Annotated in this window: 20 protein-coding genes and 3 pseudogenes; 11 read left to right on the plus strand and 12 right to left on the minus strand. The window is 68.2% G+C overall.

Annotated elements, in window-relative coordinates; translation table 11 throughout:
• The first annotated feature begins 801 nt into the window (after positions 1–801).
• A complete protein-coding gene (locus tag AB0L71_RS27600) occupies positions 802–1,074 on the plus strand; it encodes a DUF6225 family protein (RefSeq protein ID WP_365247889.1) in 273 nt (90 codons plus the stop codon).
• Between the two features lie 212 nt (positions 1,075–1,286).
• Here the strand turns inward: AB0L71_RS27600 and AB0L71_RS27605 are convergent, their stop codons facing one another.
• Positions 1,287–1,976, minus strand: coding sequence for a hypothetical protein (locus tag AB0L71_RS27605; protein WP_365247891.1), 690 nt, complete (start codon positions 1,974–1,976; stop codon positions 1,287–1,289).
• A gap of 399 nt (positions 1,977–2,375) precedes the next feature.
• Here AB0L71_RS27605 and AB0L71_RS27610 point away from each other — a divergent pair, with 399 nt between their 5' ends.
• Together AB0L71_RS27610 and AB0L71_RS27615 are read left to right on the plus strand one after the other, a co-directional pair.
• Positions 2,376–2,732 carry a hypothetical protein gene (locus AB0L71_RS27610; protein WP_365247893.1) on the plus strand — a complete coding sequence of 119 codons (357 nt, stop codon included), beginning with the start codon at positions 2,376–2,378 and terminating at the stop codon, positions 2,730–2,732.
• A complete protein-coding gene (locus AB0L71_RS27615) occupies positions 2,702–3,634 on the plus strand; it encodes a hypothetical protein (protein WP_365247895.1) in 933 nt (310 codons plus the stop codon). The genes AB0L71_RS27610 and AB0L71_RS27615 overlap by 31 nt, the downstream gene beginning before the upstream one ends.
• Positions 3,635–3,807: 173 nt before the next feature.
• On the opposite strand, the gene AB0L71_RS27620 is transcribed toward AB0L71_RS27615, so the two are convergent.
• On the minus strand, positions 3,808–4,194 hold the full coding sequence (locus AB0L71_RS27620; protein WP_365247897.1) for a helix-turn-helix domain-containing protein: 387 nt from the start codon (positions 4,192–4,194) through the stop codon (positions 3,808–3,810).
• Positions 4,195–4,337: 143 nt separating this feature from the next.
• On the opposite strand from AB0L71_RS27620, the gene AB0L71_RS27625 reads away from it, so the two are divergent.
• The 3 genes and pseudogenes from AB0L71_RS27625 (at position 4,338) to AB0L71_RS27635 (ending at position 6,497) form a co-directional block, all read left to right on the plus strand.
• Complete coding sequence (locus AB0L71_RS27625) at positions 4,338–5,006, plus strand: SDR family NAD(P)-dependent oxidoreductase (protein ID WP_365247899.1); 669 nt, start codon at positions 4,338–4,340, stop codon at positions 5,004–5,006.
• Positions 5,007–5,074: 68 nt separating this feature from the next.
• On the plus strand, positions 5,075–5,446 hold the full coding sequence (locus AB0L71_RS27630) for a DoxX family protein (RefSeq protein WP_365247901.1): 372 nt from the start codon (positions 5,075–5,077) through the stop codon (positions 5,444–5,446).
• Between the two features lie 155 nt (positions 5,447–5,601).
• A pseudogene (locus tag AB0L71_RS27635) lies at positions 5,602–6,497 on the plus strand (IS5 family transposase).
• Positions 6,498–6,759: 262 nt separating this feature from the next.
• Here the strand turns inward: AB0L71_RS27635 and AB0L71_RS27640 are convergent.
• Positions 6,760–7,344, minus strand: coding sequence for a DinB family protein (locus AB0L71_RS27640; protein ID WP_365247903.1), 585 nt, complete (start codon positions 7,342–7,344; stop codon positions 6,760–6,762).
• Between the two features lie 5 nt (positions 7,345–7,349).
• Here AB0L71_RS27640 and AB0L71_RS27645 point away from each other — a divergent pair, with 5 nt between their 5' ends.
• From AB0L71_RS27645 to AB0L71_RS27655, 3 genes are all read left to right on the plus strand, one after another.
• Positions 7,350–7,478 carry a hypothetical protein gene (locus AB0L71_RS27645; RefSeq protein ID WP_365247905.1) on the plus strand — a complete coding sequence of 43 codons (129 nt, stop codon included), beginning with the start codon at positions 7,350–7,352 and terminating at the stop codon, positions 7,476–7,478.
• Between the two features lie 130 nt (positions 7,479–7,608).
• Entirely contained in the window at positions 7,609–8,403 is a 795-nt protein-coding gene (locus tag AB0L71_RS27650) for a DUF4231 domain-containing protein (RefSeq protein WP_365247907.1), read from the plus strand.
• Entirely contained in the window at positions 8,400–8,858 is a 459-nt protein-coding gene (locus AB0L71_RS27655) for a hypothetical protein (protein WP_365247909.1), read from the plus strand. The genes AB0L71_RS27650 and AB0L71_RS27655 overlap by 4 nt, the downstream gene beginning before the upstream one ends.
• Before the next feature lie 268 nt (positions 8,859–9,126).
• On the opposite strand, the gene AB0L71_RS27660 is transcribed toward AB0L71_RS27655, so the two are convergent.
• The 7 genes and pseudogenes from AB0L71_RS27660 to AB0L71_RS27690 all read right to left on the minus strand — a co-directional run bounded on the left by AB0L71_RS27660 (position 9,127) and on the right by AB0L71_RS27690 (position 17,532).
• Positions 9,127–10,674 (minus strand): NCS1 family nucleobase:cation symporter-1, encoded by a 1,548-nt coding sequence (locus AB0L71_RS27660; RefSeq protein WP_365247911.1) that lies wholly within the window; start codon positions 10,672–10,674, stop codon positions 9,127–9,129.
• A gap of 287 nt (positions 10,675–10,961) precedes the next feature.
• Positions 10,962–11,165, minus strand: a pseudogene (locus AB0L71_RS27665) (nitrate reductase); the annotation flags it as partial.
• Between the two features lie 97 nt (positions 11,166–11,262).
• On the minus strand, positions 11,263–12,264 hold the full coding sequence (locus AB0L71_RS27670; protein WP_365247913.1) for a TIGR03842 family LLM class F420-dependent oxidoreductase: 1,002 nt from the start codon (positions 12,262–12,264) through the stop codon (positions 11,263–11,265).
• A gap of 10 nt (positions 12,265–12,274) precedes the next feature.
• Positions 12,275–13,675 carry a dihydropyrimidinase gene (gene hydA, locus AB0L71_RS27675; protein WP_365247915.1) on the minus strand — a complete coding sequence of 467 codons (1,401 nt, stop codon included), beginning with the start codon at positions 13,673–13,675 and terminating at the stop codon, positions 12,275–12,277.
• Between the two features lie 282 nt (positions 13,676–13,957).
• Entirely contained in the window at positions 13,958–15,238 is a 1,281-nt protein-coding gene (locus tag AB0L71_RS27680; RefSeq protein ID WP_365247917.1) for an amidohydrolase, read from the minus strand.
• Positions 15,239–15,409: 171 nt separating this feature from the next.
• Positions 15,410–16,693 carry an aspartate aminotransferase family protein gene (locus tag AB0L71_RS27685; RefSeq protein ID WP_365247919.1) on the minus strand — a complete coding sequence of 428 codons (1,284 nt, stop codon included), beginning with the start codon at positions 16,691–16,693 and terminating at the stop codon, positions 15,410–15,412.
• Positions 16,690–17,532: a nitrilase-related carbon-nitrogen hydrolase gene (locus AB0L71_RS27690; protein WP_365247921.1), complete on the minus strand. Its 843-nt coding sequence runs from the start codon at positions 17,530–17,532 to the stop codon at positions 16,690–16,692. Before AB0L71_RS27690 ends, AB0L71_RS27685 begins: the two co-directional genes overlap by 4 nt.
• Before the next feature lie 231 nt (positions 17,533–17,763).
• Between AB0L71_RS27690 and AB0L71_RS27695 the strand changes: the two are divergent.
• Positions 17,764–17,883 (plus strand): annotated as a pseudogene (locus tag AB0L71_RS27695) ((2Fe-2S)-binding protein); the annotation flags it as partial.
• Between the two features lie 8 nt (positions 17,884–17,891).
• On the opposite strand, the gene AB0L71_RS27700 reads toward AB0L71_RS27695, so the two are convergent.
• Complete coding sequence (locus tag AB0L71_RS27700; protein ID WP_365247923.1) at positions 17,892–19,235, minus strand: hypothetical protein; 1,344 nt, start codon at positions 19,233–19,235, stop codon at positions 17,892–17,894.
• Between the two features lie 280 nt (positions 19,236–19,515).
• Positions 19,516–19,785, minus strand: coding sequence for a helix-turn-helix transcriptional regulator (locus tag AB0L71_RS27705; protein WP_365247925.1), 270 nt, complete (start codon positions 19,783–19,785; stop codon positions 19,516–19,518).
• A gap of 41 nt (positions 19,786–19,826) precedes the next feature.
• Between AB0L71_RS27705 and map the strand changes: the two genes are divergently transcribed.
• Positions 19,827–20,594, plus strand: a complete 768-nt coding sequence (gene map / locus AB0L71_RS27710; RefSeq protein WP_365247927.1) for a type I methionyl aminopeptidase — start codon at positions 19,827–19,829, stop codon at positions 20,592–20,594.
• The last annotated feature ends 2 nt before the right edge of the window (positions 20,595–20,596 follow it).

The raw sequence follows: 20,596 nt of genomic DNA on the forward strand, positions 1-20,596 counted from the left end.
CAACGCCGGCACCCCCACGACCGTCACAGACGGCACCAACCACGCCTGCAGCACCAGCTGCAGCTCCCTCGGCCACCACGTGCACTGGACCAACCACGCTGGCGGCTACTGGGTGTGCCGCCACTACGGGTGCAGCAAGAAGGCGAACTGGACCATCCCCAGTCACGACTGCTGCGGCCGGTGCTCTCGTGGCCGGGACTGTCTGAGGGCCGCGCAACGCGATGACGACGGCCCCGGCGGATTTGCTCACAAGTACTTCGAGACACTCATGTACCCCGGCGCCTGCGGCGAACCGCCCGAAGCGCACTGAGAACCGGCCCGGGCGCGGCTTCTACGCCGCTGTTCCGCGCCGGTGCTGGGCCTCGTCAGGGTCACCGATCGGCCTGGTTGGCGTGTCGTCCTCACCGCGGTTCCGTTCCTCGATCAGACCGTCGTACGCCCAGTTGTCAGGGCATTGCTCGCACCAGTGTTCTCCGGGAGCGACCTGAACCAGGTCGTCGGGCTCTGTTGAGCCATGGCAATGTCCGCACCGTCCGCCCATGGGTTCGACGGTCCGTCACGGGCATGTTCGCGGGGAGGGGGCTTGGTGGGGCGCACGGGTGCTCAGGCCCGGCTTGCCACCGTTTCCTGCACCATGCGGCACGCCGGCCACTTTGTTCGGTACCGTGGCCACCGGCCGGGTTCGGTTCACCACCTGGTGCTCAGCTCTTCACCCGCCCCCTCTGCCCCGGATCAGCGCTCTGGCCCGGGGTACAGCCGTGGCTCCACCCGCCACGCAGTCCGGTCCGGCACCCTGTGCCCATGAGCGACATCTTCGAGCACACCCCGCAGGTCTGGAATGCCGCGCAGCTCCGTGAGGCACTGAAGGACCTCCCCGACGACGCCCCCATCCACATGGGCGTCGCAGAAGACCCCGGTGACTTCGACGGATACCGCGAGGGTGTACTTGTCGACGCTCATCAGGTCGAGTACTGGTGGCCGGCCACCTCCACGACCCCGGAACGCACCGAGATGGAGAAGGCGATCACCTTGTTCGCTGACTGGAAGCCGGACAGGTATGACCGTCTCGACTGAACTCGTCGCCGCGACGTGTGCCGGCCGGACCGGGTGCTCGGCGCGCCCTGACACGGGTACGGAGCGGCGTACCTACCTGGTCGAGCCCCTGACCGACGTCGACTCTCCGATCCAGGCCGTGTCCCGAGGGAACCCGTTGTCCGCGGCGGTCTGGGTGCGAGGCTGCCGCCGACGCAAACGCCGTGTTCGGGCGGCAGCCCCACGGGCCGGGGTCAGTTGGAGGGCAGGACCTTCCAGGAGCCGGTTCCGGTGCCGCGGTCGGTGTAGTGGCTTGTGACGACGTCGTACTTGGCGCCGGACTGGTTGGCGACGCCGTTGGTGTCGAGGAAGCCGCCGTTGGCGGACCCGTAGTCGTTGAGCAGATGCACGACGTCGTCGGTGCGGATACGGCCGTCCGTGGGCGAGGACGTCTTGCCGAAGATGTGCCACTTCCCCGTGCCCGGGCCCCGGTCCTTGGTGGTGGTGGCCGATACCTTGTACTTGGCGCCGCTCTTGGTGGAGACGCCGTTGGTGTCGAGGTAGGTGCCGCTGCCGTACTGGTTGACGAGGTAGATGACGTCACCGCTGGTGACGCGCGTTCCGGCTGCCTTTCCGGTGGCGGAGACGACCTTCCACACCGACGTTGCCGGGCCGCGGCTGTTCGGGGTCTGGTTGGTGTTGACGTTGTACGTGGCGCCGGGCTGGCCGGAGATGCCGTTGGTGTCCAGGTATCCGCCGTTACCTCCGTACTGGTTTTGCAGCAGGATGTTGCTGCCGTAGGTCAGGTCGGTGCCCGCGGCGTCGGCGGCCGAGACGGAGAACGAGGTGGCGGTGGCGGCGAGAACTGCCGCGATGGCGCCGACGGCCAGGCGCTGCTTCACGGTACGGAACACAACTTCCCCTTCGTTACTGTGGGTGCTCACATGTGTACGTTAAGTGATCTTGGCGAAGGTCGGAAGCCTCCCCGGGGGTGAACCACTTGCACGGGGTGCTGACGGTGGTCCGGATGCGGTGAGCCGACGGCTGTTGTTGCGTTGACCTGCGGTTTCTGATGGGTAGTCACAGAGTGACCTGATCATCGGCAAGGACGGCGCCTCCGCCATCGGCACGCTCGCCGAACCGAAGTCCAGCAGCTGCTGGGCATCAACTCCTTCGGACTGTGGCGGCTGGTCCGGAAGTACGACGACTTCCCGCAATCGACCGAGCTGCCGCGCGATCCGTTCGCGGGGTTCGACGGCAAGAAGGAGCCCGAGGACGTCTGGAACGGTTTCCAGGTCTACCGGTGGGCGGCCCACACGCCGAAGTTCGCCCGCCGCGGCGCCGTGCTGCTGCGCCCGCTCCCCGAGGACCTGCCACCCGGCTGGTGGGCCGGCTACAAGGACACGGTGCGAGGACCGGCGCTGGACTGGCACACCGCCCTCGGCACGATCCAGGTCGTGCACTGCGCCGACCGCAAGGTCGCCACCGACGTCGCCACAGCCATCGCCCGCGACGGAAACCCGGACGGGGTCGTCACCGTCTGCGCCCTGTACGGAGACATGAGATTCCGCGGGCCGGCTCTGGTCCCAGCCGACACCGCGCACCCGGGCATCGAGTACGAAGCCGACCGGGGCGACGTCGCATCCCTTGCTGGCCACGATCTGCCCTGGTGGCCCGACCCGCTGCGCCTGCCGCACTGATCCGTGAGTGGAAGCCCGGCGCCCCCGCGGCCGTCGTGGAGGTGCTGGCCAACTACAACGACAAGATCCTCCGCCGCGCCGCGCGCAACGTCGCCTCGCACCTGGCCGCGACGGACATGGCCAACGACATCCACAACAACCGGATCGACCACACCCAGCACGACAACGAGATCTGCGGCAAGAAGGGCTATGGCAGGAGACCCAACCCCGTCGTCATCGCGGCCGAACCCGACACCAGCCACCACACTCTGCGGCCCGGGGGCGACCGCCAGGTCCTCGAGGCCGGCTGGCACAAGCTCGCCCTCAGCAACCATCCGGACGCCGTCGCGGCGATCGAAGTCGTCGTCGGCCGCGAACCGGACCTGCCGCCGTTCGGAGCGCTCGCCGAGGTGCCGGTGCGTTGCGGCGCGATCAGCGAGCGACGGACCCGTCGGCTCACCATGTGCGATCCGACCGCCGCCCACGTGATCCTCGCCCAGAGCAAGAAGGCGGAGGCCTTCTTCATCAACCCGCTCACCGACATGCCTGTCATGCACACCCCCGACCACGGCGGTAAGCGGGACTGGCGGTTCTTCGCCCCGCCGTCCCTCCCGGCCGGCGACGCGGAACTCGCCTCGGTCGTCCTGCACCACACCGTGTGGGTCACCACCAGCGACGGCCACGTCCACCCCGTGCACACCAGCCGAGCACCTGTGGTGGGGCAACGGATACGGCGCGGCCCAGCGATGCCGCGACGGTCATCAACGCGCTCCTGGACGGCCTCGGAGCCGCCCCAACCGCGCGAGCACTGGAAGGCACCCAAGGGCCTGACCGCGCTGCTCAACGAGGACCACAAGCAGGGCACCGAACTCACCCGCAGCACCCTGCTGCACGCACGGATGACTCCACCGCGCACCCATTGAGTCGCGAGCACCGATGGGGGCAGACCGTACAGGGGCCGCCCCCATCAGTTGATTCATGACCTGTCGCAGCGAAGGCTGAGGGTTCTCACCGAAGTTTGAGTGGCCCCCGCGGGCCGTGGCCGCCTCACCACTAGGCCGTGTCCATTAATTCGCGGCAATCCACGGATTCGTGGTCATGCCTGATCTTCGGCTTGGGCGTCGTAGGTTGCGCGAGCGGCGTCGATGTTGTCGACGGTGGCGAAAGCCCACTTGATCAGCGGCTGGACGGCCAGACGCAGGCTGTGCCCGGCCTCGGTCAGTGCGTAGGTGACCTGTGGCGGCACCGTGGGGGCCACGGTGCGTGAGACCAGGCCGTCACGTACGAGTCGGCGCAGCGTCACGGTGAGCATGCGCTGGCTGATCCCGGCAACGACTCGCCGGGCCTGGCTGAACCGCAGCGGGCCTTGTCCCAGGGCGGCCACGACGTAGAGCGACCACTTGTCTGAGACGAGGTCCAGCGCCTCTCGGGCACGGGCTCCGTCTTGTCCGCAGATCGGGTCGATGCCGTCGTTGGCCTGCACGGTTACCTCCAGAGAACCACGGCACCTCAAAGTGCCTTCTTGACCATCCCATGACGGTTATCCAAAGTTACCAAGGAACTACTAATAACCGTCGGCTTCTCACCCGTTCCCGAGCGGCCGGCCCAGTCGAAGGAGCTCTCTTCGTGTCTACCATCGCTGTCGTCGGCGCCGGACCCGGTATGGGTCTGGCTATTGCCCGCACTTTCGGTTCCCGCGGTTTCGACGTGGCGCTGTTCTCCCGCAACCAGGCCAACCTCGACGCACACGCCGCGACCCTCGCCGCCGAAGGCATCGCGGCCAAGGGGTTCGCGGCCGATGTCCTGGACGCCGAGTCCCTGACCGGCGCCCTCGATGCCGCAGCACAGCATTTCGGGGGAATCGACGTGCTCGAGTACTCCCCGGGCGGACCCGAGCCGAAGTACCTCACGCCCACCAAGGTCACCGCCGCGGACGTGGACCTGCAGATGCGGTACCTGGTCCACGGCGCGATCGCGGCCACCGGTGCGGTGCTCCCCGCGATGCGGCAGGCCGGTACGGGCACGCTGCTGTTCACCACCGGAGCCGGGTCAGTGGATCCCACCCCGATGCTCGGTGACATCAACACCGCCGGTGCGGCCCTGCGTTCATGGGTGCTGAACTTGCACAAGGAACTTGAGCCCGAGGGTATCCAGGCCGCGCACGTGGCCATTGGGGCGTGGATCGGCGACCGCGCTCCGGAAGGCGTGCCCAGCGCCTCCGCGGATCAGATCTCCCCGCTGTACTGGGATCTGCACGTTCAGCGCGACCAGTCCGAGAAGATCTTCACCGTCTGACCCGGTACGCCCGGGCCGTTCCGTCCCGCATGTCCGCCCTGGGTGAACCGGATGAAGGGGGATGCCCTGTGAACGTTGCATTGTGGATCGTGGCCGGGGCGCTGGCCGTTATGTTTGCGGTGGCTGGGGTGATGAAGTCCATCCAGTCCAAGGAAGAGCTCGCGCAGAAGTTGCCGTGGGTCGAAGACGTCTCGACCGGCGCACTGCGTCTGGTCGGCGTGGCCGAGTTGCTCGGCGCGCTCGGACTGATCCTGCCGGCATGGACGGGGATCGCACCTGTTCTCGCACCGACCGCAGCGGTCGGTCTGGCCGTGATCATGGCTCTGGCCATCGGCACCCATGTCCGCCGCAGGGAATCCTCGGCAGTCGTGGTCAACCTCGTGCTGTTGGCCACTGCGGTGTTCGTGGCCTGGGGGCGCTTCGGCCCCTACAGCTACTGACCTCACGATCGGTGGCCATACCTTGCCGGGGTGCCCAGCGCCACCGCGAACCAGCCTGGCACGAGACAACAGTGGGCGGGCAGCCCAGCGGAAGGGGCTGCCCGCCCACTGTCATGCACCCCTCCCCGCACCTGTTCGAGCCTCGGGAGCCTGCTGTGAACAGCCGCCATCACGCCCTGACCGACGCCCAGTGGGAACGCATCGCTCCGCTATTGCCCAGCAGCGCTGGCAAGCGGGGACGGCCGTGGTCCGATCACCGGCGCGTCATCGATGCGATCGTCTACCGATACCGCACCGGCATCCCCTGGCGAGATCTGCCGACCGGCTTCGGATCATGGAAGACAGTGTGGGCACGCCACCGCCGCTGGGCCGGGGAGGGCTGGTGGGACCGCATCCTCGCGATCCTGCTGGCCCAGGCAGACGCAGCCGGACGACTCGACTGGCGAGTCTCAGTGGACTCCACCGTCAACCGTGCCCGCCAGCACGCCACGAACACCACCCGCTCCGAAGCTTCCAAAAGGGGGCTCACGCCCACGGTGACGGCGCGCACGAAGAACCGCCGGACCACGGGATCGGTCGTTCCCGTGGCGGGTTGACGACGAAAATCCATCATGCCGTGGACGGCAACGGCCGGCCTCTGGCCGTGGTTGTCACGCCGGGGCAGGCGCATGACGGCTCGACCCTGCCCTTGCTTCTGGCGGAGCTGCGTGTTCCCCGGCTCGGCGTTGGCAGGCCCCGCACGACCCCGGCAGCAGTGCTGGGCGACAAGGCATACTCCGCGAAGAAGATCCGGAAAGAACTCAAGAGCCGCGGTATCAAAGCCGTCATTCCTGAACCTCGTGACCAGCGGGCCAACCGGAAACGGCGTGGCTCTGCGGGCGGGCGTCCGCCTGCTTTCGACGCCGAGTTCTACAAGGGCCGAAACGTCGTCGAGCGGTCCTTCAACCTGCTCAAACAGTGGCGTGGGCCGGCCACGAGGTTCGACAAACTCGCGATCGTCTACCGCTCGGCTGCGGTCCTTGCGGCGGTCCTAACCTGGGCCCGGATTTAACGGACACGGCCTAGTCGAGCAGCCCGAGTTCACTCAAGCATCGGTGGCACGAACCTACTGGTGGTCAAACCTCGCTGACAACGCCGGGACGGGACGCCCAGCGCGGCGTCGGCGGAACCTTCAGGAGCGAGACTCTTCACCAGCGGCCGTACCTTCACGCGACGTGCTCGACACCTCGAAGCATGAAGAACGGCCGTCCTGCTGTCCCGCGAAGAGCGACCGGCATCATGCCGCACGAACATCAAGTCACGTGAGACAACCTCTAAGCCTTGATTGGTGCGGCCGACCTGGCGGCCTGCTCGATCTTCGCGCAGTAGGCTGCACGGGCTTCCTCGTCGATCTGCTTCTCGAGTTCGGCGCGCAACCCGGTCCGGCCGTCGAGGCCCTCGCGCAGGATATCGGCGTGCCCGGCATGCCGGATGGACTCGCCGAGGACATGAACCATGATGGCGAACAGGTTGGTGTCGGCATAAGGCTCCGGCCACCAGGGCACGTGGCCGGGGGCGTCGAGGGGAAGCTCGTTGATCGTCGCGTTCGAGTGTTCCCACGTGCGCCGGTAGAACCCGATGATCTGATCGCGAGTCTCGTCCTCGGTCGCCCACAGATCGCTGCCGTTGGAGTCCTGCCACCGGGGCAGCGGTTCCGGGGAAGGGCGGTCGAAGACCTCGCCGAAGTACCTGGCCTCGACGATGGCCACGTGTTTGACCAGGCCGAGGAGGTTGGTCCCGGTCGCCGTCAAAGGTCGGCGGGCGTCGTATTCGGACAAGCCGTCGAGTTTCCAGAGCAGCGCCTTGCGGTCCCGCCGCAGTCTCCCGTGCAGGTTGTCTTTCGCGAATTCATCGATCATGCAGCATGAGCCTGCCATGGGCTGCTCGTGGTCTCAAGATCCCGTACGTGGTCCGCAACTATTGGCAGAGCCGAGGCCTGGCCGTGGCCGCCATCCTGACCTGCTACAAGAAGCTCGCGAAACCTGCCACGTGAGACAACCTCTAAATCTCATACGTTTCTTTACACAACTCGCGCCGCATAAAACCTCACCAATCACAACGCGCCATTGCGACCTCTACATCACGCCCCTTACCTTCGGAGGTTCATTCACCCGGGGGGTCTCTTGACGTCTGATCCGCACGAGGAATACAGAGAAGCGTTCGCCACGTTCAGCGTAAGGGAAGCGGACCTGAGGGCAGCTAAGGCGCTTCAGAGGATCGGCTGGCTGATCCTGTTAGGTTCTTTAACCCTGACGGGAATGCTGGGATACACCGTCATCGTCGGCCTGTGGAAGGCGAACGATGGTGTCACCCGATGGCTCTCCCTGATTATCGTCAACATCTTATGGATTGCTTGTGCATGCTGGCTTTACAGCAATCACAAAAACCTGGCCAAGAAGACGAGTAACTTCCGTGACGCGCTGCAGAAGCGCCAAACGGCGGCCGCTCAACTCCCTCTCGACACGACCTCGGGCCTGCGCGTCTATCGGGAGGCCTCGCTCGACGTCATCGCCTCCTACCGGGCGCAGGCGAGCCGTAACAGGCGCGTGCACAACTCATTCCAGCTAGTCATTATCACCGGGTCGATCGTGGTATCCACCCTGACGGCGATGAACGAGGGATCCAACGCAGCCCTATCAATCGTCACCTCATCCTTGAGCGCACTGGTCGGCATCTCCGCCGGGGTCACCGGATATTTCAAGTTCCGAGAGCGCGGCACCACCTCACAGTCGACAGCAGATGACATCGAGAAGAATTACAACGCCAGCGGGTTCCAGCTCGATGACTACGCAGGGCTGGAGGAGACCCCTCGGCTCATCCTCTACGCCGGAACGGTCGAAAGGATCAAAGAAGAACAGCGTAAACGCGAAATCCAGCTGGAGCAGAGCACCTCACGCGACGAGCGCTCAGCACAATGAGCAGCGGCAAAGAAGGAGCCGAAGGCTCCCGCTCCCGGGAGCGGGCCGTATCGCTGACGACGGTCCGCTGGCTGCTGGCACCGCGCTGGCAGTGGCGCACCCGTCGGCTGCGAGCCGCCCACGGCCCCACTCTGTCCTACGAAGTCGCTTGGTGTCTGATCGCGCTCGCCGACGACGTGGCCAACCTGCCCTACGTGCGACGGCGCACCCACCCCGTGCCCTGCGTGCCGCCGGGGGTGATGGTCGACGTATGGGCGCAGCTCGACCCGGCGGAACAAGAGCGGCGCCGGGCCTGGCTGACCTGTCACAGCCGGACCCCACTGCACCTGCTGGGACTTCCGGAGGAACTGATCGAGCTGGCGGGCCTGCACGTCACCGAATGGGCGCTCCCACCGGACGTGCCATCGATCTCACTGGTTGTCCAGCAACGGTCCTGGCCAAGGAGAACCGACTGACCGGGAGAGGTGATAGATACGGCGCGACGCGTCGTTGTCCGGGCCTCGGGCTGCTGAGTGATGCGGACGTCCACAGCCGGGGGCATCACGCCTCACTCGGCCAGGGCGGTTGCGGTGCCGAGCCCGAGCTGCTGTCCAATGGCCCTCGTTCCGGCCCAGGCCGACTGCGTCGAACGACTGTGGCCAGGGCGAAGGGGGCCCTCCACGCTGCACCAACGGTGCAGCGTGTCCGCCGTGTTCGGGATGAGCGCTGCGGAGCTTCGGGCTCTCAGCGCCTGGTACGTTCCCCGAGGTTGAGGAGGGTGTAGAGAAGGAGGGAGGAGGCGAGGCCGACGGCCCAGCCGTAATCGGCGAGGGGTTTGAGAAGCGGGATGAGGCCGTCGGTGGGGAAGGGGCCCTGCGCGGTGCCGTTCGCGTCGATCGTGGAGTAGGAGCCGCCGATGGCGAGGATGCCGCCGACGAGGAGGGCGAGGACGGCACGCAGGTTCCAGCCGCCCGTGTACCAGTAGCGGCCGGCAGGGCTGTACAGCTCGTCCAGGGCGAGTTCGGTACGGCGGACGATCCAGTAGTCGGCGATGAGGATGCCCGCGACGGTGCCGAGCAGTCCGCCGACGACGCCCAGCCAGGTGAAGATGTAGACGTGCGGGTTGGCGATCAGTCGCCACGGCATGATGGCGATCCCGACCACGCCCGTGATCAGCGCGCCGGTACGGAAGTTGATGACGCGCGGGACCAGGTTGGCGAGGTCGTACGCTGGGCTGACGACGTTGGCCGCGATGTTCACCGACACGGTGGCGACCAAAACCACGAGCAGGGCGAAGAGCGTCCCCGCGACGCTGTCCATCTTCGCGGCGAGCGCGATCGGGTCCCAGATCGGGACGCCGTAGACCGCCTGCGAGCCAGAGGTGACCAGCACCGAGAGCAGGGCGAACAGCGTCATGGTGGTGGGAAGCCCCAGGGCCTGACCGCGCATCTGGGCGCGCTGGCTGCCGCCGAAACGGGTGAAATCCGGAATGTTGAGCGACAGCGTGGACCAGAAACCGATCATGCCCATCAGAGCCGGGAAGAACACCTTCCAGAAACCGCTACCCCACCCCAGCGCCGACGGCTGCGACAGCAGCGGACCGAACCCACCCGCCTTCACCGCGATCCACACCAACAACGCCAGCGCGCCCACGATCACGAACGGCGCGGCCCAGTTCTCGAACCGCCGCAGGGTCTCCATGCCCCGCGCGATCACAGCGATCTCCAGCGCCCAGAACAGACCGAACGACAGCCACAGTGTCCACGGCTGCCCGGCAATCTGACCGGCACTCTGCCAACTGCCACCGAAGACCTTTCCGGCCAGCAGGAAGATCCCCTCGCCGCCGATCCAGGTCTGGATACCGAACCAGGCACACGCCACCGCCGCCCGAATCAGCGCCGGCAGATTCGCGCCCCGCATCCCGAACGACGCCCGCGCGAGCACCGGGAAGGGAATCCCGTACTTCGTTCCCGCATGCCCCGTGAGCAGCATCGGCACCAGCACGATGAGGTTGGCCAGCGCGATGGTGAGGACCGCCTGCTTCCAGTCCATGCCGAGCGCGACCAGACCGGAGGCCAGGGTCCAGGACGGGATGTTATGAGCCATTCCTACCCAAAGGCTCACATAGTTGTAAACGCCCCACGTGCGCCTTTCGACGGGAACCGGCGCCAGGTCGTCGTTGGCGAACCGGGCGTCGTCCAGGACGATCCCATCAGCGAGGGCCACGCGGCCATCGGGATGGGTCTGCTGGATCGTGGACGTATCAGGTATGGAGGGTGCATTGGAGGACATGAAGCCACCTCGGTTCGCGGAGTCTCCTGCGGGGGAACGTGACCTGCCCGAGAACTCGCCACTGGATCCTCGGGGTCATACGACGGAGCGGGACAACAGTCAGTCCCTGGCGCCGCTCTTGGAAACGGAGCCAGGGCGCAGGCACCGGCTCAGCCAGATGCAACAGCAGCAGTCCGCAGCCGCAAGGCGCACCTGGACGAACCGGCCCCCGCACCTCCCACCTGGCGAGCAGCCCCACGAACCCGCAGGTCAGCACCCCGCGGCCATGTTCGTGTTTCCTCTCGCGCGACACAGAGCGCGGTGAAGTTGTATGTCGTCCAGCGGCGCTGCTCCAGTGGGGCGGGCAGCAGGTCCTCGTTGACGAACCGGTTGTCGGCCTGGACGGTGCCGGGGGCGAGTTCGACACGGCCCGCGGGATCGGATATCGGGTTCTGCGGGGGAAGCGGTGGGTTGGCTGGGTTGGGTGGGTTCGGTGGAACGGTCGACGTCATGGCGGCTGGACCCTTCACTCGGGAGCGGTGCCGTGCGGGGCGGGACGGGGCGAGGGAGGACGGGGGTGCGCGGGTGCGTACGGCCCGTGCGGGCGGGTCAGGCCGACAGGGCGGGGATGATGCGGGAGCCGTAGGCGTCGATGGTGGCCTCGCGCGCATCGTGCATGTTGTAGACGGCGAACTGGTCGACACCGAGATCGCGCAGCACCCGGAGCTTTTCGATGTGCGCCTCCGCGGGGCCCAACAGGCAGAAGCGGTCGACGATCTCGTCCGGCACGAAAGCGGTGTCCGGGTTTCCGGTGCGGCCGTGGTGGCTGTAGTCGTAGCCGGACCGCCCTGCGATGTACGCGGTCAGGGCCTCGGGGACGAGTCCGGAGTGCGCGCCGTACCGGGCGACCAGGTCCGCGACGTGGTTGCCGACCATGCCGCCGAACCAGCGGCACTGTTCGCGGGCGTGGTCGAGGTCGTCGCCCACGTACGCGGGGGCGGCGACGCAGATGGTCACGGAGTCCGGATCGCGGCCGGCCTCCGTCGCCGCGTCCCGTACCGCCTTGATCATCCATTCGGTGAGGAAGGGATCGGCGAGCTGGAGGATGAAGCCGTCGGCCTTCTGCCCGGCGAGGGCGAGCGCCTTCGGGCCGTACGCCGCCATCCAGACGGGCAGTCTGCCGTCCTTCACCCAGGGGATCTGGACCGGTTGGCCGTCGACGCGGGCCTCCCGCCCCTCGGCGAGATCGCGGATGACGTCGATGGCCTCACCGAGTCGGGCCAGGGTGTTGGGTCTGCGTCCGGCGACGCGCATCGCCGAGTCGCCGCGCCCGATGCCGCAGACCGTGCGGTTGCCGTACATGTCGTTGAGGGTGGCGAAGGTGGAGGCGGTGACCTCCCAGGTACGGGTTCCCGGGTTGGTGACCATGGGTCCCACGACGAGGCGTTCGGTGTGTTCGAGGATCTGGCTGTAGATGACGAAGGGTTCCTGCCAGAGCACCGCCGAGTCGAAGGTCCAGCCGTGGCTGAATCCGTTGCGCTCGGCGCGTTGCATCAGTTCGACGACGGCCGAGGCGGGCGGGTCGGTCTGGAGGACGAGTCCGAAGTCCATGACGGTGCTCCTAGTCCAGGTACTGACAGGTCGCGCGCGGGGTGTACATGCCATGTCCGGTCCGGCCGGTGAACTTCCGTCCGTCGATGACGACTTCGCCGCGTGAGAGGACCGTTTCGACCCGGCCGGTGATCCGCTTCCCCTCGTACGCCGAGTAGTCGACGTTCATGTGATGGGTCTCGGCGGAGAGGGTCTGTTCGGCCGCGGGGTCGTAGATGACGATGTCGGCGTCGGCACCCGGGGCGATGGTGCCCTTCTTCGGGTAGAGGCCGAACATTCGCGCCGGGGAGGCGCAGGCGATCTCGATCCAGCGGCGGCGCGAGAGGTGGCCGTCCACCACCGCCTGATGGAGCAGGTCCATCCGGTTCTCCACGCCGGGCATGCCGTTGGGGATCTTCGAGAAGTCGCCGCGGCCCATCTCCTTCTGGCCCGAGAAGCAGAAGGGGCAGTGGTCGGTGGAGACGACCTGGAGTTCGTTGTTCCGCAGGCCTCGCCAGAGCGCTTCCTGGTGTTCCCTGGGGCGCAGGGGGGTGGAGCAGACGTACTTCGCACCCTCGAAGTCGGGCTCGGCGAGGTTGTCGGTGGAGAGGAAGAGGTACTGCGGGCAGGTCTCGCCGAAGACCGGAAGTCCCTTGTGGCGGGCGGCGGCCAGCTCGGCGACGGCCTCGTCGGCGGAGACGTGCACGACATACAGCGGGGATCCGGCGACGCGTGCGAGCTGGATGGCACGGTGGGTGGCCTCGGCCTCCAGCGCGACCTTGCGGACGTCGCCGTGGTACCGCGGGTCGGTGCGGCCCTGGGCCAGGGCCTGTTCGACCAGGACGTCGATGGCGATGCCGTTCTCCGCGTGCATCATGATCAGGCCGCCGTTGTGGGAGGCCTGTTGCATGGCGCGCAGGATCTGGCCGTCGTCGCTGTAGAAGACGCCCGGGTAGGCCATGAACAGTTTGAAGGAGGTGACACCCTCCGAGACGAGAAGGTCCATCTCCTTCAGCGAGGACTCGTTCACGTCGGAGAGGATCATGTGGAAGGCGTAGTCGATGGCGCAGTTTCCGTCGGCCTTCGCGTACCAGGCGTCCAGTCCTTCGCGGACCGGGCGGCCCACGGACTGGATGGCGAAGTCGACGATGGTGGTGGTGCCGCCCCAGGCGGCCGCGCGGGTGCCGGTCTCGAAGGTGTCGGCCGCGTAGGTGCCGCCGAACGGCATCTCCATGTGCGTATGCGCGTCGACTCCGCCGGGGATGACGTACTTGCCGGTGGCGTCGATCCTCCGGTCGGCGTTCCAGCTCTCGGCCGCGTCGGTGCCGTGCGCTGCGAGGGCGACGACGCGGCCTCCCTCGATGAGTACGTCGGCATGGATTTCGTCGGACGCGGTGATGACGAGACCACCGTGGATGACGGTGCCGCTCATGTACCCCTCCTCACTGTGGCGGAATGGGTCTACGCACGTAGACAACGTGCGTGATGAAGAACGTAGAAGTGGGCTACCCACTGTGGCAATACCGCTGCGGTCAACCGCTGAAGACGATTCTGTTTCACCTTCCTGGCACTCCACCGGCCCACCGCACGACGCGGCGCCGCGCGCCTGTTTCTGGTTGCGGGAACAGCCGCGCTGTGCGCCGCGGCTCTCGCTCATGGCCGGCGTCGATATGCCACCGACCGAAGCGCCTCGGCCGGGATCTGCGCACCCTCCTCATCGGCTGATACGGCCCGGTCTCCCGAGGTGGGTGATTGCGGCTGTGACCAGGGCCTGGACGCCGGTGTCGAGGGTGGGCTGCAGGACGGGTGCGAAGCGGGCGCTGTGGTTGACCGGGATTTCCTGGGCCACGGTGCCACGTTGCCGGGCGGCCTGGTAGGTGTCCGGGTCGATACAGCCCAGGGCCCAGTAGGTGTACGGGGTGCCGAACGCGTCCGGGATCCGGCTGAAGTCCTCGCTGGCGCTCTGCAGCTCGGCCGTGACCGCGCGCTCCCCGAACTTCGCGGCGAAGGCGGCGGTGACCTCGCGGGTTACCCCGTCGTCGTTGACGGTCGGCGGAAAGCTGGTGCCCTCCTCGATCTGCGGGGCTCGAGTCGCCCCGGAGGCATCGCACTCGGCACGGGCGATGCGCCGCACGGCGGACAGGACGGCTCGCCGGGTCTCGTCGTCGTACGTGCGCACGTTCACCAGCAGTTCCGCCGACTCCGGGATCACGTTGCCGCTCGTGCCCGCCTGGACGGAGCCCACCGTGACCACGACCGGCTGGGTGGCGGCCAGCTCGCGCGAGACGATCGTCTGGAGACGAACGACGATCATCGAGGCGATCACCACGGGGTCGATGGCGGCCTGCGGTGCCGAGCCGTGAGCACCCCGGCCATGGACAGTGATCTTCACGTTGTCCGCCGCGGAGAGAAAGGCCCCGGAGCGTGTGCCGACCTGCCCGGCCGGATGGGGAAGCACATGCTGGGCGAACGCGACGTCCGGGTGAGGAACAAGGTCGGAGAGGTGGTCGGTGAGCATCCGGTCGGCGCCGTCCCCCGGTTCTTCGGCGGGCTGGAACAAGGCCACCAGAGTGCCCTGCCACGCCCCCGGCGCGGCGGCCATGAGCCGCGCTGCTCCCAGCAGGCAGGCGACGTGCATGTCGTGACCGCAGGCATGCGCCACGGGCACCCGGCGGCCGGAGGTGTCCGTGGCTTCGGCCGTGCTCGCGTAGGGCAGACCTGTCTCCTCACGGATCGGCAGGGCATCCATGTCGGCCCGCAGCAGAACGGTCGGCCCCTCACCGTTGGCCAGTACACCGACCACGCCGGTGCCGCCGATCCCCTCGTGCACCCGGTAGCCGCCGTTTCTCAGGAGTTCCGCCACCCGGGTCGCGGTGCGGTGCTCCTGGTGCCCCAGCTCGGGGTGAGCGTGCACGTCCTTGTAGACGTCTTCGAGGCCGGACCGGATGCCACCGAGGCCGGCCAGGACAGCATCCGTGGAGTCCGTGAGGGTCATGGTGGGCTACCTCGCCTTCTCGCGGGTGATCACGGCGCCCGTTCCTGTCAGGGACCCCGGCGCTTCGACGTCCCGGCCGCCCGTCGCGGAGTGACACCGCCCGTTCTCATGGTCACCCGGATCGGCCCATGGTGGACATTCGGTACCGGTCTCTCGCTCATGGGCCGGTGTTCATGCCACCGATCGCAGCGCCTCGGCCAGGATCTTCGCGCCCTCCTCCGCCTCGGGAATGGTGAGTGAGAGCGGCGGTGCGATCCGCAGCACGCTGGTGTGGTGTCCGCCGCCCTTGCCGATGAGCAGGCCGCCCTCCCGGGCGGCTTCGAGCACGGCGGCCGCGGCCTCCGGATTCGCCTGGTCGGTGCCGGGCTTCACGAGTTCGATGCCGATCATCAGACCCCGGCCCCGTACCTCCCAGACACACTCCGATGCCGCGCCGATCGCACGCAGCCGTTGGAGCAGCAGTCCGCCGACGCGCCGGGCGTTGCCCTGCAGATCGTGGTCGAGAAGGTACGAGAGGTTGGCGAGCGCGGCCGCCGTGGTGACCGGGGAGCCGCCGAAGGTCGAGATGGAGTTGGCGTCGAGGCAGTTCATGACGTCGGCGCGGGCCACCACGCCGCCGATCGACATGCCGTTCCCGATGCCCTTGGCGAAGGTGAGCATGTCCGGTGGCCCGTTCTCACCGTGTGCCTGCCAGCCCCAGAAGTGTTCGCCGGTGCGGCCCCATCCGGTCTGCACCTCGTCGGAGATCCACAGGATGCCGTGGCGGTCGAGCACCCGGCGGAAGGCCGCGTACAGGCCGTCCGGCGGTGAGGTGAACCCGCCGATGCCCTGGATGGGTTCGGCGATCAGGGCGGCGGGCTCGTGGGTGTGGCCGATCAGGTCCTCCAGATCGGCGACGCAGGCCGCGATGAACTCCGCGTCGCCGAGGTGCGCGTACGGTCCGCGGGTGCGGACGCCGCCGTGCACGTACAGCGTCTGCAGCGGGGACAGACTCGTGGGCGACCAGGCGCTGTTGCCGGTGACGGAGACCGCGGAGAAGGATCTGCCGTGGTAGCTGTTGCGCATGGCGAGGACCTGGTTCGACCCGCGGTACGCGGTGGCGAGCAACAGGGCCGTGTCATTGGCCTCGGTGCCCGACGTGGTGAAGAAGACCCGAGCGTCCGGGATGCCGGAGAGTGTGGCGATGCGCTCGGCCAGCTCGACCATCGGCCGGCTGAGGTAGAGCGTGGAGGAGTGGATGATCCGTCCGGCCTGCTCGCTCACCGCCCGGGTCACCTCCGGCAGGGCGTGGGCGGTCATGGTGGTGAGGATGCCGCCGAAGAAGTCGAGGTAGCCCCGGCCGTCGGCGTCCCAGACATGACGCCCCTCGCCGTGGGTGATCTCCAGGGGGTTCTCGTAGTACAGCGCCAGCCAGTCGGGACTGACGGCGCGGTGGCGTTGGTGCAGGCTGCTCACGGCTCCACCAGTCCCCCGTAGGCGTCCGGACGGCGGTCCCGGTAGAACGCCCACTGCTGGCGGACCTCTTCGATCAGGCCGAAGTCGAGGTCGCGTACGAGGAGTTCCTCCGCCTTGTCGTCGGCGACCTCGCCGACGAACTGGCCGCGCGGGTCGACGAAGTAGCTCGTTCCGTAGAAGTCGTTGTCGCCGTACTCCTCCTGGCCGACGCGGTTGATCGCGGCGACGAAGTACTCGTTGGCGACGGCGGCCGCGGGCTGTTCCAACTGCCAGAGATAGCTGGAGAGGCCGCGCGAGGTGGCGGACGGGTTGTAGACCACCTGTGCACCGTTGAGGCCGAGTTGTCGCCAGCCCTCCGGGAAGTGGCGGTCGTAGCAGATATAGACGCCGACCTTGCCCACGGCGGTGTCGAAGACCGGCCAGCCGGCGTTTCCCGGCTTGAAGTAGTACTTCTCCCAGAACCCCTTGACCTGCGGAATGTGGTGCTTGCGGTACTTTCCGAGATAGGAACCGTCGGCGTCGATGACGGCTGCGGTGTTGAAATAGAAGCCGGACTGCTCGATCTCGAAGACGGGCACGACGATCACCATGCCGGTCTCCCGGGCGAGTTCCTGCATCCGCCGGACGGTCGGCCCGTCCGGGACGGCCTCGGCCCAGCGATAGTGCTCGGGTTCCTGCACCTGGCAGAAGTAGGGGGCGTTGAACACCTCCTGGAAACCGATGATCTGCGCGCCCTGACGGGCGGCCTCGCGGGCATGCTCCTCATGCTTGACGATCATGGATTCGGTGTCGCCGGTCCAGGTGGCCTGGACGAGTGCGGCGCGTACGACCTGGGACATGAGCTGCTCCTTCGACGCGGCGTCAGAGGGCCTCTATGCGTTTCTACGCCCGTAGACACAGGCGTAGAGGAGAACGTAAGCCCCGTCACACAGTGGGGCAAGACCATCGCCGTGAACCAACGGAGTCGATCACGTTTCGCACCCGTGCGGTCCACATGCTCCTGCACGGGTTGCGCGGACCGCAGCAGCCATGATGGCGGCCGCATGGGAGGAGGGACGCCCGCCACGCCGGAAGTGCCCACACCTCGGCTCGGCCTGCGGAGGCGCACGAGGGTGATGCCGACGGCGATCGCCCCCGACCGAATGCAGTTCCGTCAGCGGAACCGCATCGCGTTCTCCGGGCCCGCCCGGCCCGCCGCTCACCGGCCGGGCCGGACTCCTCCCACCAGGCCCGCCACCCGTAGGGCGTGGACGACCTCCCGCTCCTTGGCCGCCGACACCGCGCGGGCCGCGGCCACCACCGGTGGCACGAGTCGGTGCGGGTCGCACTCCGCCATCCGCGCCGCCTCCTGCGGGGGTCGTACCCGGACGAAGGCACCGAGCAGGGCTCGCGCCTGCGGCCCGTGCCCCTCCCGATCGAGGGCCAGCACCGCATCCGCGATCTCGGCCGCCGGGCGCGCAACTCCCTGACGCAATAGACGGTCGCAGTCCTCCGGGCGCCCCGCGTCGGCCAACACGACGGCTCGCGTGGCGAGTTCGTAGGGTGAGAGCAAGGACATCTCCCACAGGAGGGTCGCCCAGTCCGCGTCCAGGCCGGCCCGGTGCAGCTCGACGGCGAGGACCGGCAACCGGTCCGCAGGCCAGCCGGCCACCTCGCAGAGCACGACGTGCGCCTCGCCGCCGCGACCCTCGGCCCGGAGCCGCAGCAGTCTTGCGACGGCGTGAGCGGCGGCCCGGTGCGCCTCGCTGTCGACGGCATCGGGGACACCGGCCCGGGGTGCGTCACCGCCGGACGAAGCAGCACCGAACCGTGCGCCACGCGGCGCGGCGGCCGCTTCGGGCGGGACGGGCAGAACCGGAGCGGCGACGGCCGGGGCCGGATCGGCGTCGTCGACCTCCAGGCCCGCGAACCGTGCACCTCGGGGCCTTCGGCTCCCGGACGCGACGGGCCGGCGAGCCCGGGGCGGTTCGCCGGGACCGGCCTCGCTCCCGGGCCGGGACACGGGCTCAGGGGCACGTCGGGGCCCTGGCACGACGGCAGGTGCGGGTACGGGCTCAGGTGCGGTCACGGAATCGTCGGTGGATGTGAGTGCCGGTTGCTCCTCCGCGCGGAACCCGCCCCCGGGGATCGTCACCGCGGCCAGTCTCCGGCGAAGCTCCGCGCAGCGGGCGGTGGCGCGTTCGTGGTCGTCTCGCGCCCAGGCCATGGCCTGCTCGTCCAGGGACGTCGCACCGTCCGCGCCCAGGCGCTGGGCCGCGCGCACCTGTTCCCGCAGCATGATTTCCAGCCGCTCGACGAGCAGTTGACGCCCGCCGGGCCGGCGGTCGCAGGCCGCCACCGAGACCGCGTACAGCTGGGCGGCCCGCACCGACTCGCGATGCGCGAACTCCGCGCCGCGCACCGCCGCCAGGTCCTGGAAGAGGGACTCCATCACGTCCCAGGGCGGAATCTCGACGCCGTCGAGACAGGCCCGCATACCGCCGGGATCGCGGCGGCAGAACACGCCGTACCAGCCGCTCACGGGGTCCAGGGACGCCACCATGGCACGGAGGTACTCTGCGAACCCCTCTGCTTCGACAGCATGGTGATGAACCGTCATCATCGCCTCGACCTCGCCGACAGGAGCCTTCCGGTCGCAGGCATTCGACCGCAGCCGTGTTACGGCCGGACTACGCACGCTTTTCACCTGTGGTGCGGTCGCCTCAAGCCGGGGCGGGGCGGGGCCCGGCACGACCTCGGCACGTACCTACGCACCGCCTCCGCGGCCGAGGGGGGCCGGTCCCGGCAGGGTGGTGCGGGCCGGGGGCCGTACCGGCCGGGTCCTACCCGGCGAGCGGAACGGCGTCCGGCTCCGGTGCGCACCGGGTGAGCAGTTCGTCCATCGAGAGCCCGAGCGCCCCGGCCAGCGCGGCAACGGTGAAGAAGGCGGGGGTGGGGGCGCGCCCCGTCTCGATCTTGCGCAGCGTCTCGGCGGAGATTCCGGCGCTGGCCGCGATCTCGGTCATGCTGCTTCCACCGCGCGCCTCGCGCAGCAGCGCTCCGAGGCGTTCACCGCGGCGGCGCTCTTCCGGGGTCAGGGGCGTTCGTACCATACCGGCATTCTAATACCGCCAGGACCGGTATAGTAATTGGCATGGTGCAGCTCAAGACAGACACATCCATCGCGGCGATGCGCGAATCGGGCCGGGTCGTGGCCCAGGTCCTGACGGCCGTACGGGAGGCGGCGACGATCGACGTCACCTTGCGTGAACTCGACGAGGTCGCGCGCGAGGTCCTGCGCGAGGCGAAGGCCGGATCGCCGTTCCTGAACTACCGGCCGCATTTCGCCCCCACCCCGTTCCCCGCAGTGATCTGCACATCGGTCAACGACGCGATCGTGCACGGGATCCCGACCGACCAGCGGCTGCGCGACGGAGATCTCGTGAGCATCGACGCGGGCGCGACCCTCGGTGGCTGGGCGGGCGATTCGGCCGTCAGTTTCACCGTCGGACGCGCCCGGCCCGAGGACACCCGGCTGATCGACACGGCGTACGCGGCGCTGGATGCGGGAATCGCGGCGGCGGTCGTCGGCAACCGCATCGGCGACATCGCGCACGCCATCGGCACGGTGTGCCGCAGCGCCGGTTACGGCATTCCGGAGGGGTTCGGCGGCCATGGCATCGGCCGGTCGATGCACGAGGACCCGGCCGTCCCCAACGAGGGACGACGCGGGCGCGGTATGCCGTTGCGGCACGGGATGGTCCTGGCGATCGAGCCGATGCTGATCGCAGGCGGCCGGGACGCATTCCACCCGGACCGGGACGGGTGGACGTTGCGCACGTCCGACGGCAGCCGCGCGGCACACGTCGAGCACACGGTGGCGATCACCGAGGACGGGCCGTCCATCCTGACGGCACTGTGACC

The organism is Streptomyces sp. NPDC052052 (assembly GCF_040680455.1).
Classification (GTDB): Bacteria; Actinomycetota; Actinomycetes; order Streptomycetales; family Streptomycetaceae; genus Streptomyces.

What these genes read in the sequence shown, in the direction of transcription:
- AB0L71_RS27600 (WP_365247889.1), top strand. Translation starts at nt 802, where the DNA reads ATGAGCGACATCTTCGAGCACACCCCGCAGGTCTGGAATGCCGCGCAG.
- AB0L71_RS27640 (WP_365247903.1), bottom strand. Translation starts at nt 7,344, where the DNA reads ATGATCGATGAATTCGCGAAAGACAACCTGCACGGGAGACTGCGGCGG.
- AB0L71_RS27645 (WP_365247905.1), top strand. Translation starts at nt 7,350, where the DNA reads ATGAGCCTGCCATGGGCTGCTCGTGGTCTCAAGATCCCGTACGTGGTC.
- AB0L71_RS27655 (WP_365247909.1), top strand. Translation starts at nt 8,400, where the DNA reads ATGAGCAGCGGCAAAGAAGGAGCCGAAGGCTCCCGCTCCCGGGAGCGG.
- AB0L71_RS27660 (WP_365247911.1), bottom strand. Translation starts at nt 10,674, where the DNA reads ATGTCCTCCAATGCACCCTCCATACCTGATACGTCCACGATCCAGCAG.
- AB0L71_RS27670 (WP_365247913.1), bottom strand. Translation starts at nt 12,264, where the DNA reads ATGGACTTCGGACTCGTCCTCCAGACCGACCCGCCCGCCTCGGCCGTC.
- hydA (WP_365247915.1), bottom strand. Translation starts at nt 13,675, where the DNA reads ATGAGCGGCACCGTCATCCACGGTGGTCTCGTCATCACCGCGTCCGAC.
- AB0L71_RS27680 (WP_365247917.1), bottom strand. Translation starts at nt 15,238, where the DNA reads ATGACCCTCACGGACTCCACGGATGCTGTCCTGGCCGGCCTCGGTGGC.
- AB0L71_RS27690 (WP_365247921.1), bottom strand. Translation starts at nt 17,532, where the DNA reads ATGTCCCAGGTCGTACGCGCCGCACTCGTCCAGGCCACCTGGACCGGC.
- AB0L71_RS27700 (WP_365247923.1), bottom strand. Translation starts at nt 19,235, where the DNA reads ATGGTGGCGTCCCTGGACCCCGTGAGCGGCTGGTACGGCGTGTTCTGC.
- AB0L71_RS27705 (WP_365247925.1), bottom strand. Translation starts at nt 19,785, where the DNA reads ATGGTACGAACGCCCCTGACCCCGGAAGAGCGCCGCCGCGGTGAACGC.
- map (WP_365247927.1), top strand. Translation starts at nt 19,827, where the DNA reads ATGGTGCAGCTCAAGACAGACACATCCATCGCGGCGATGCGCGAATCG.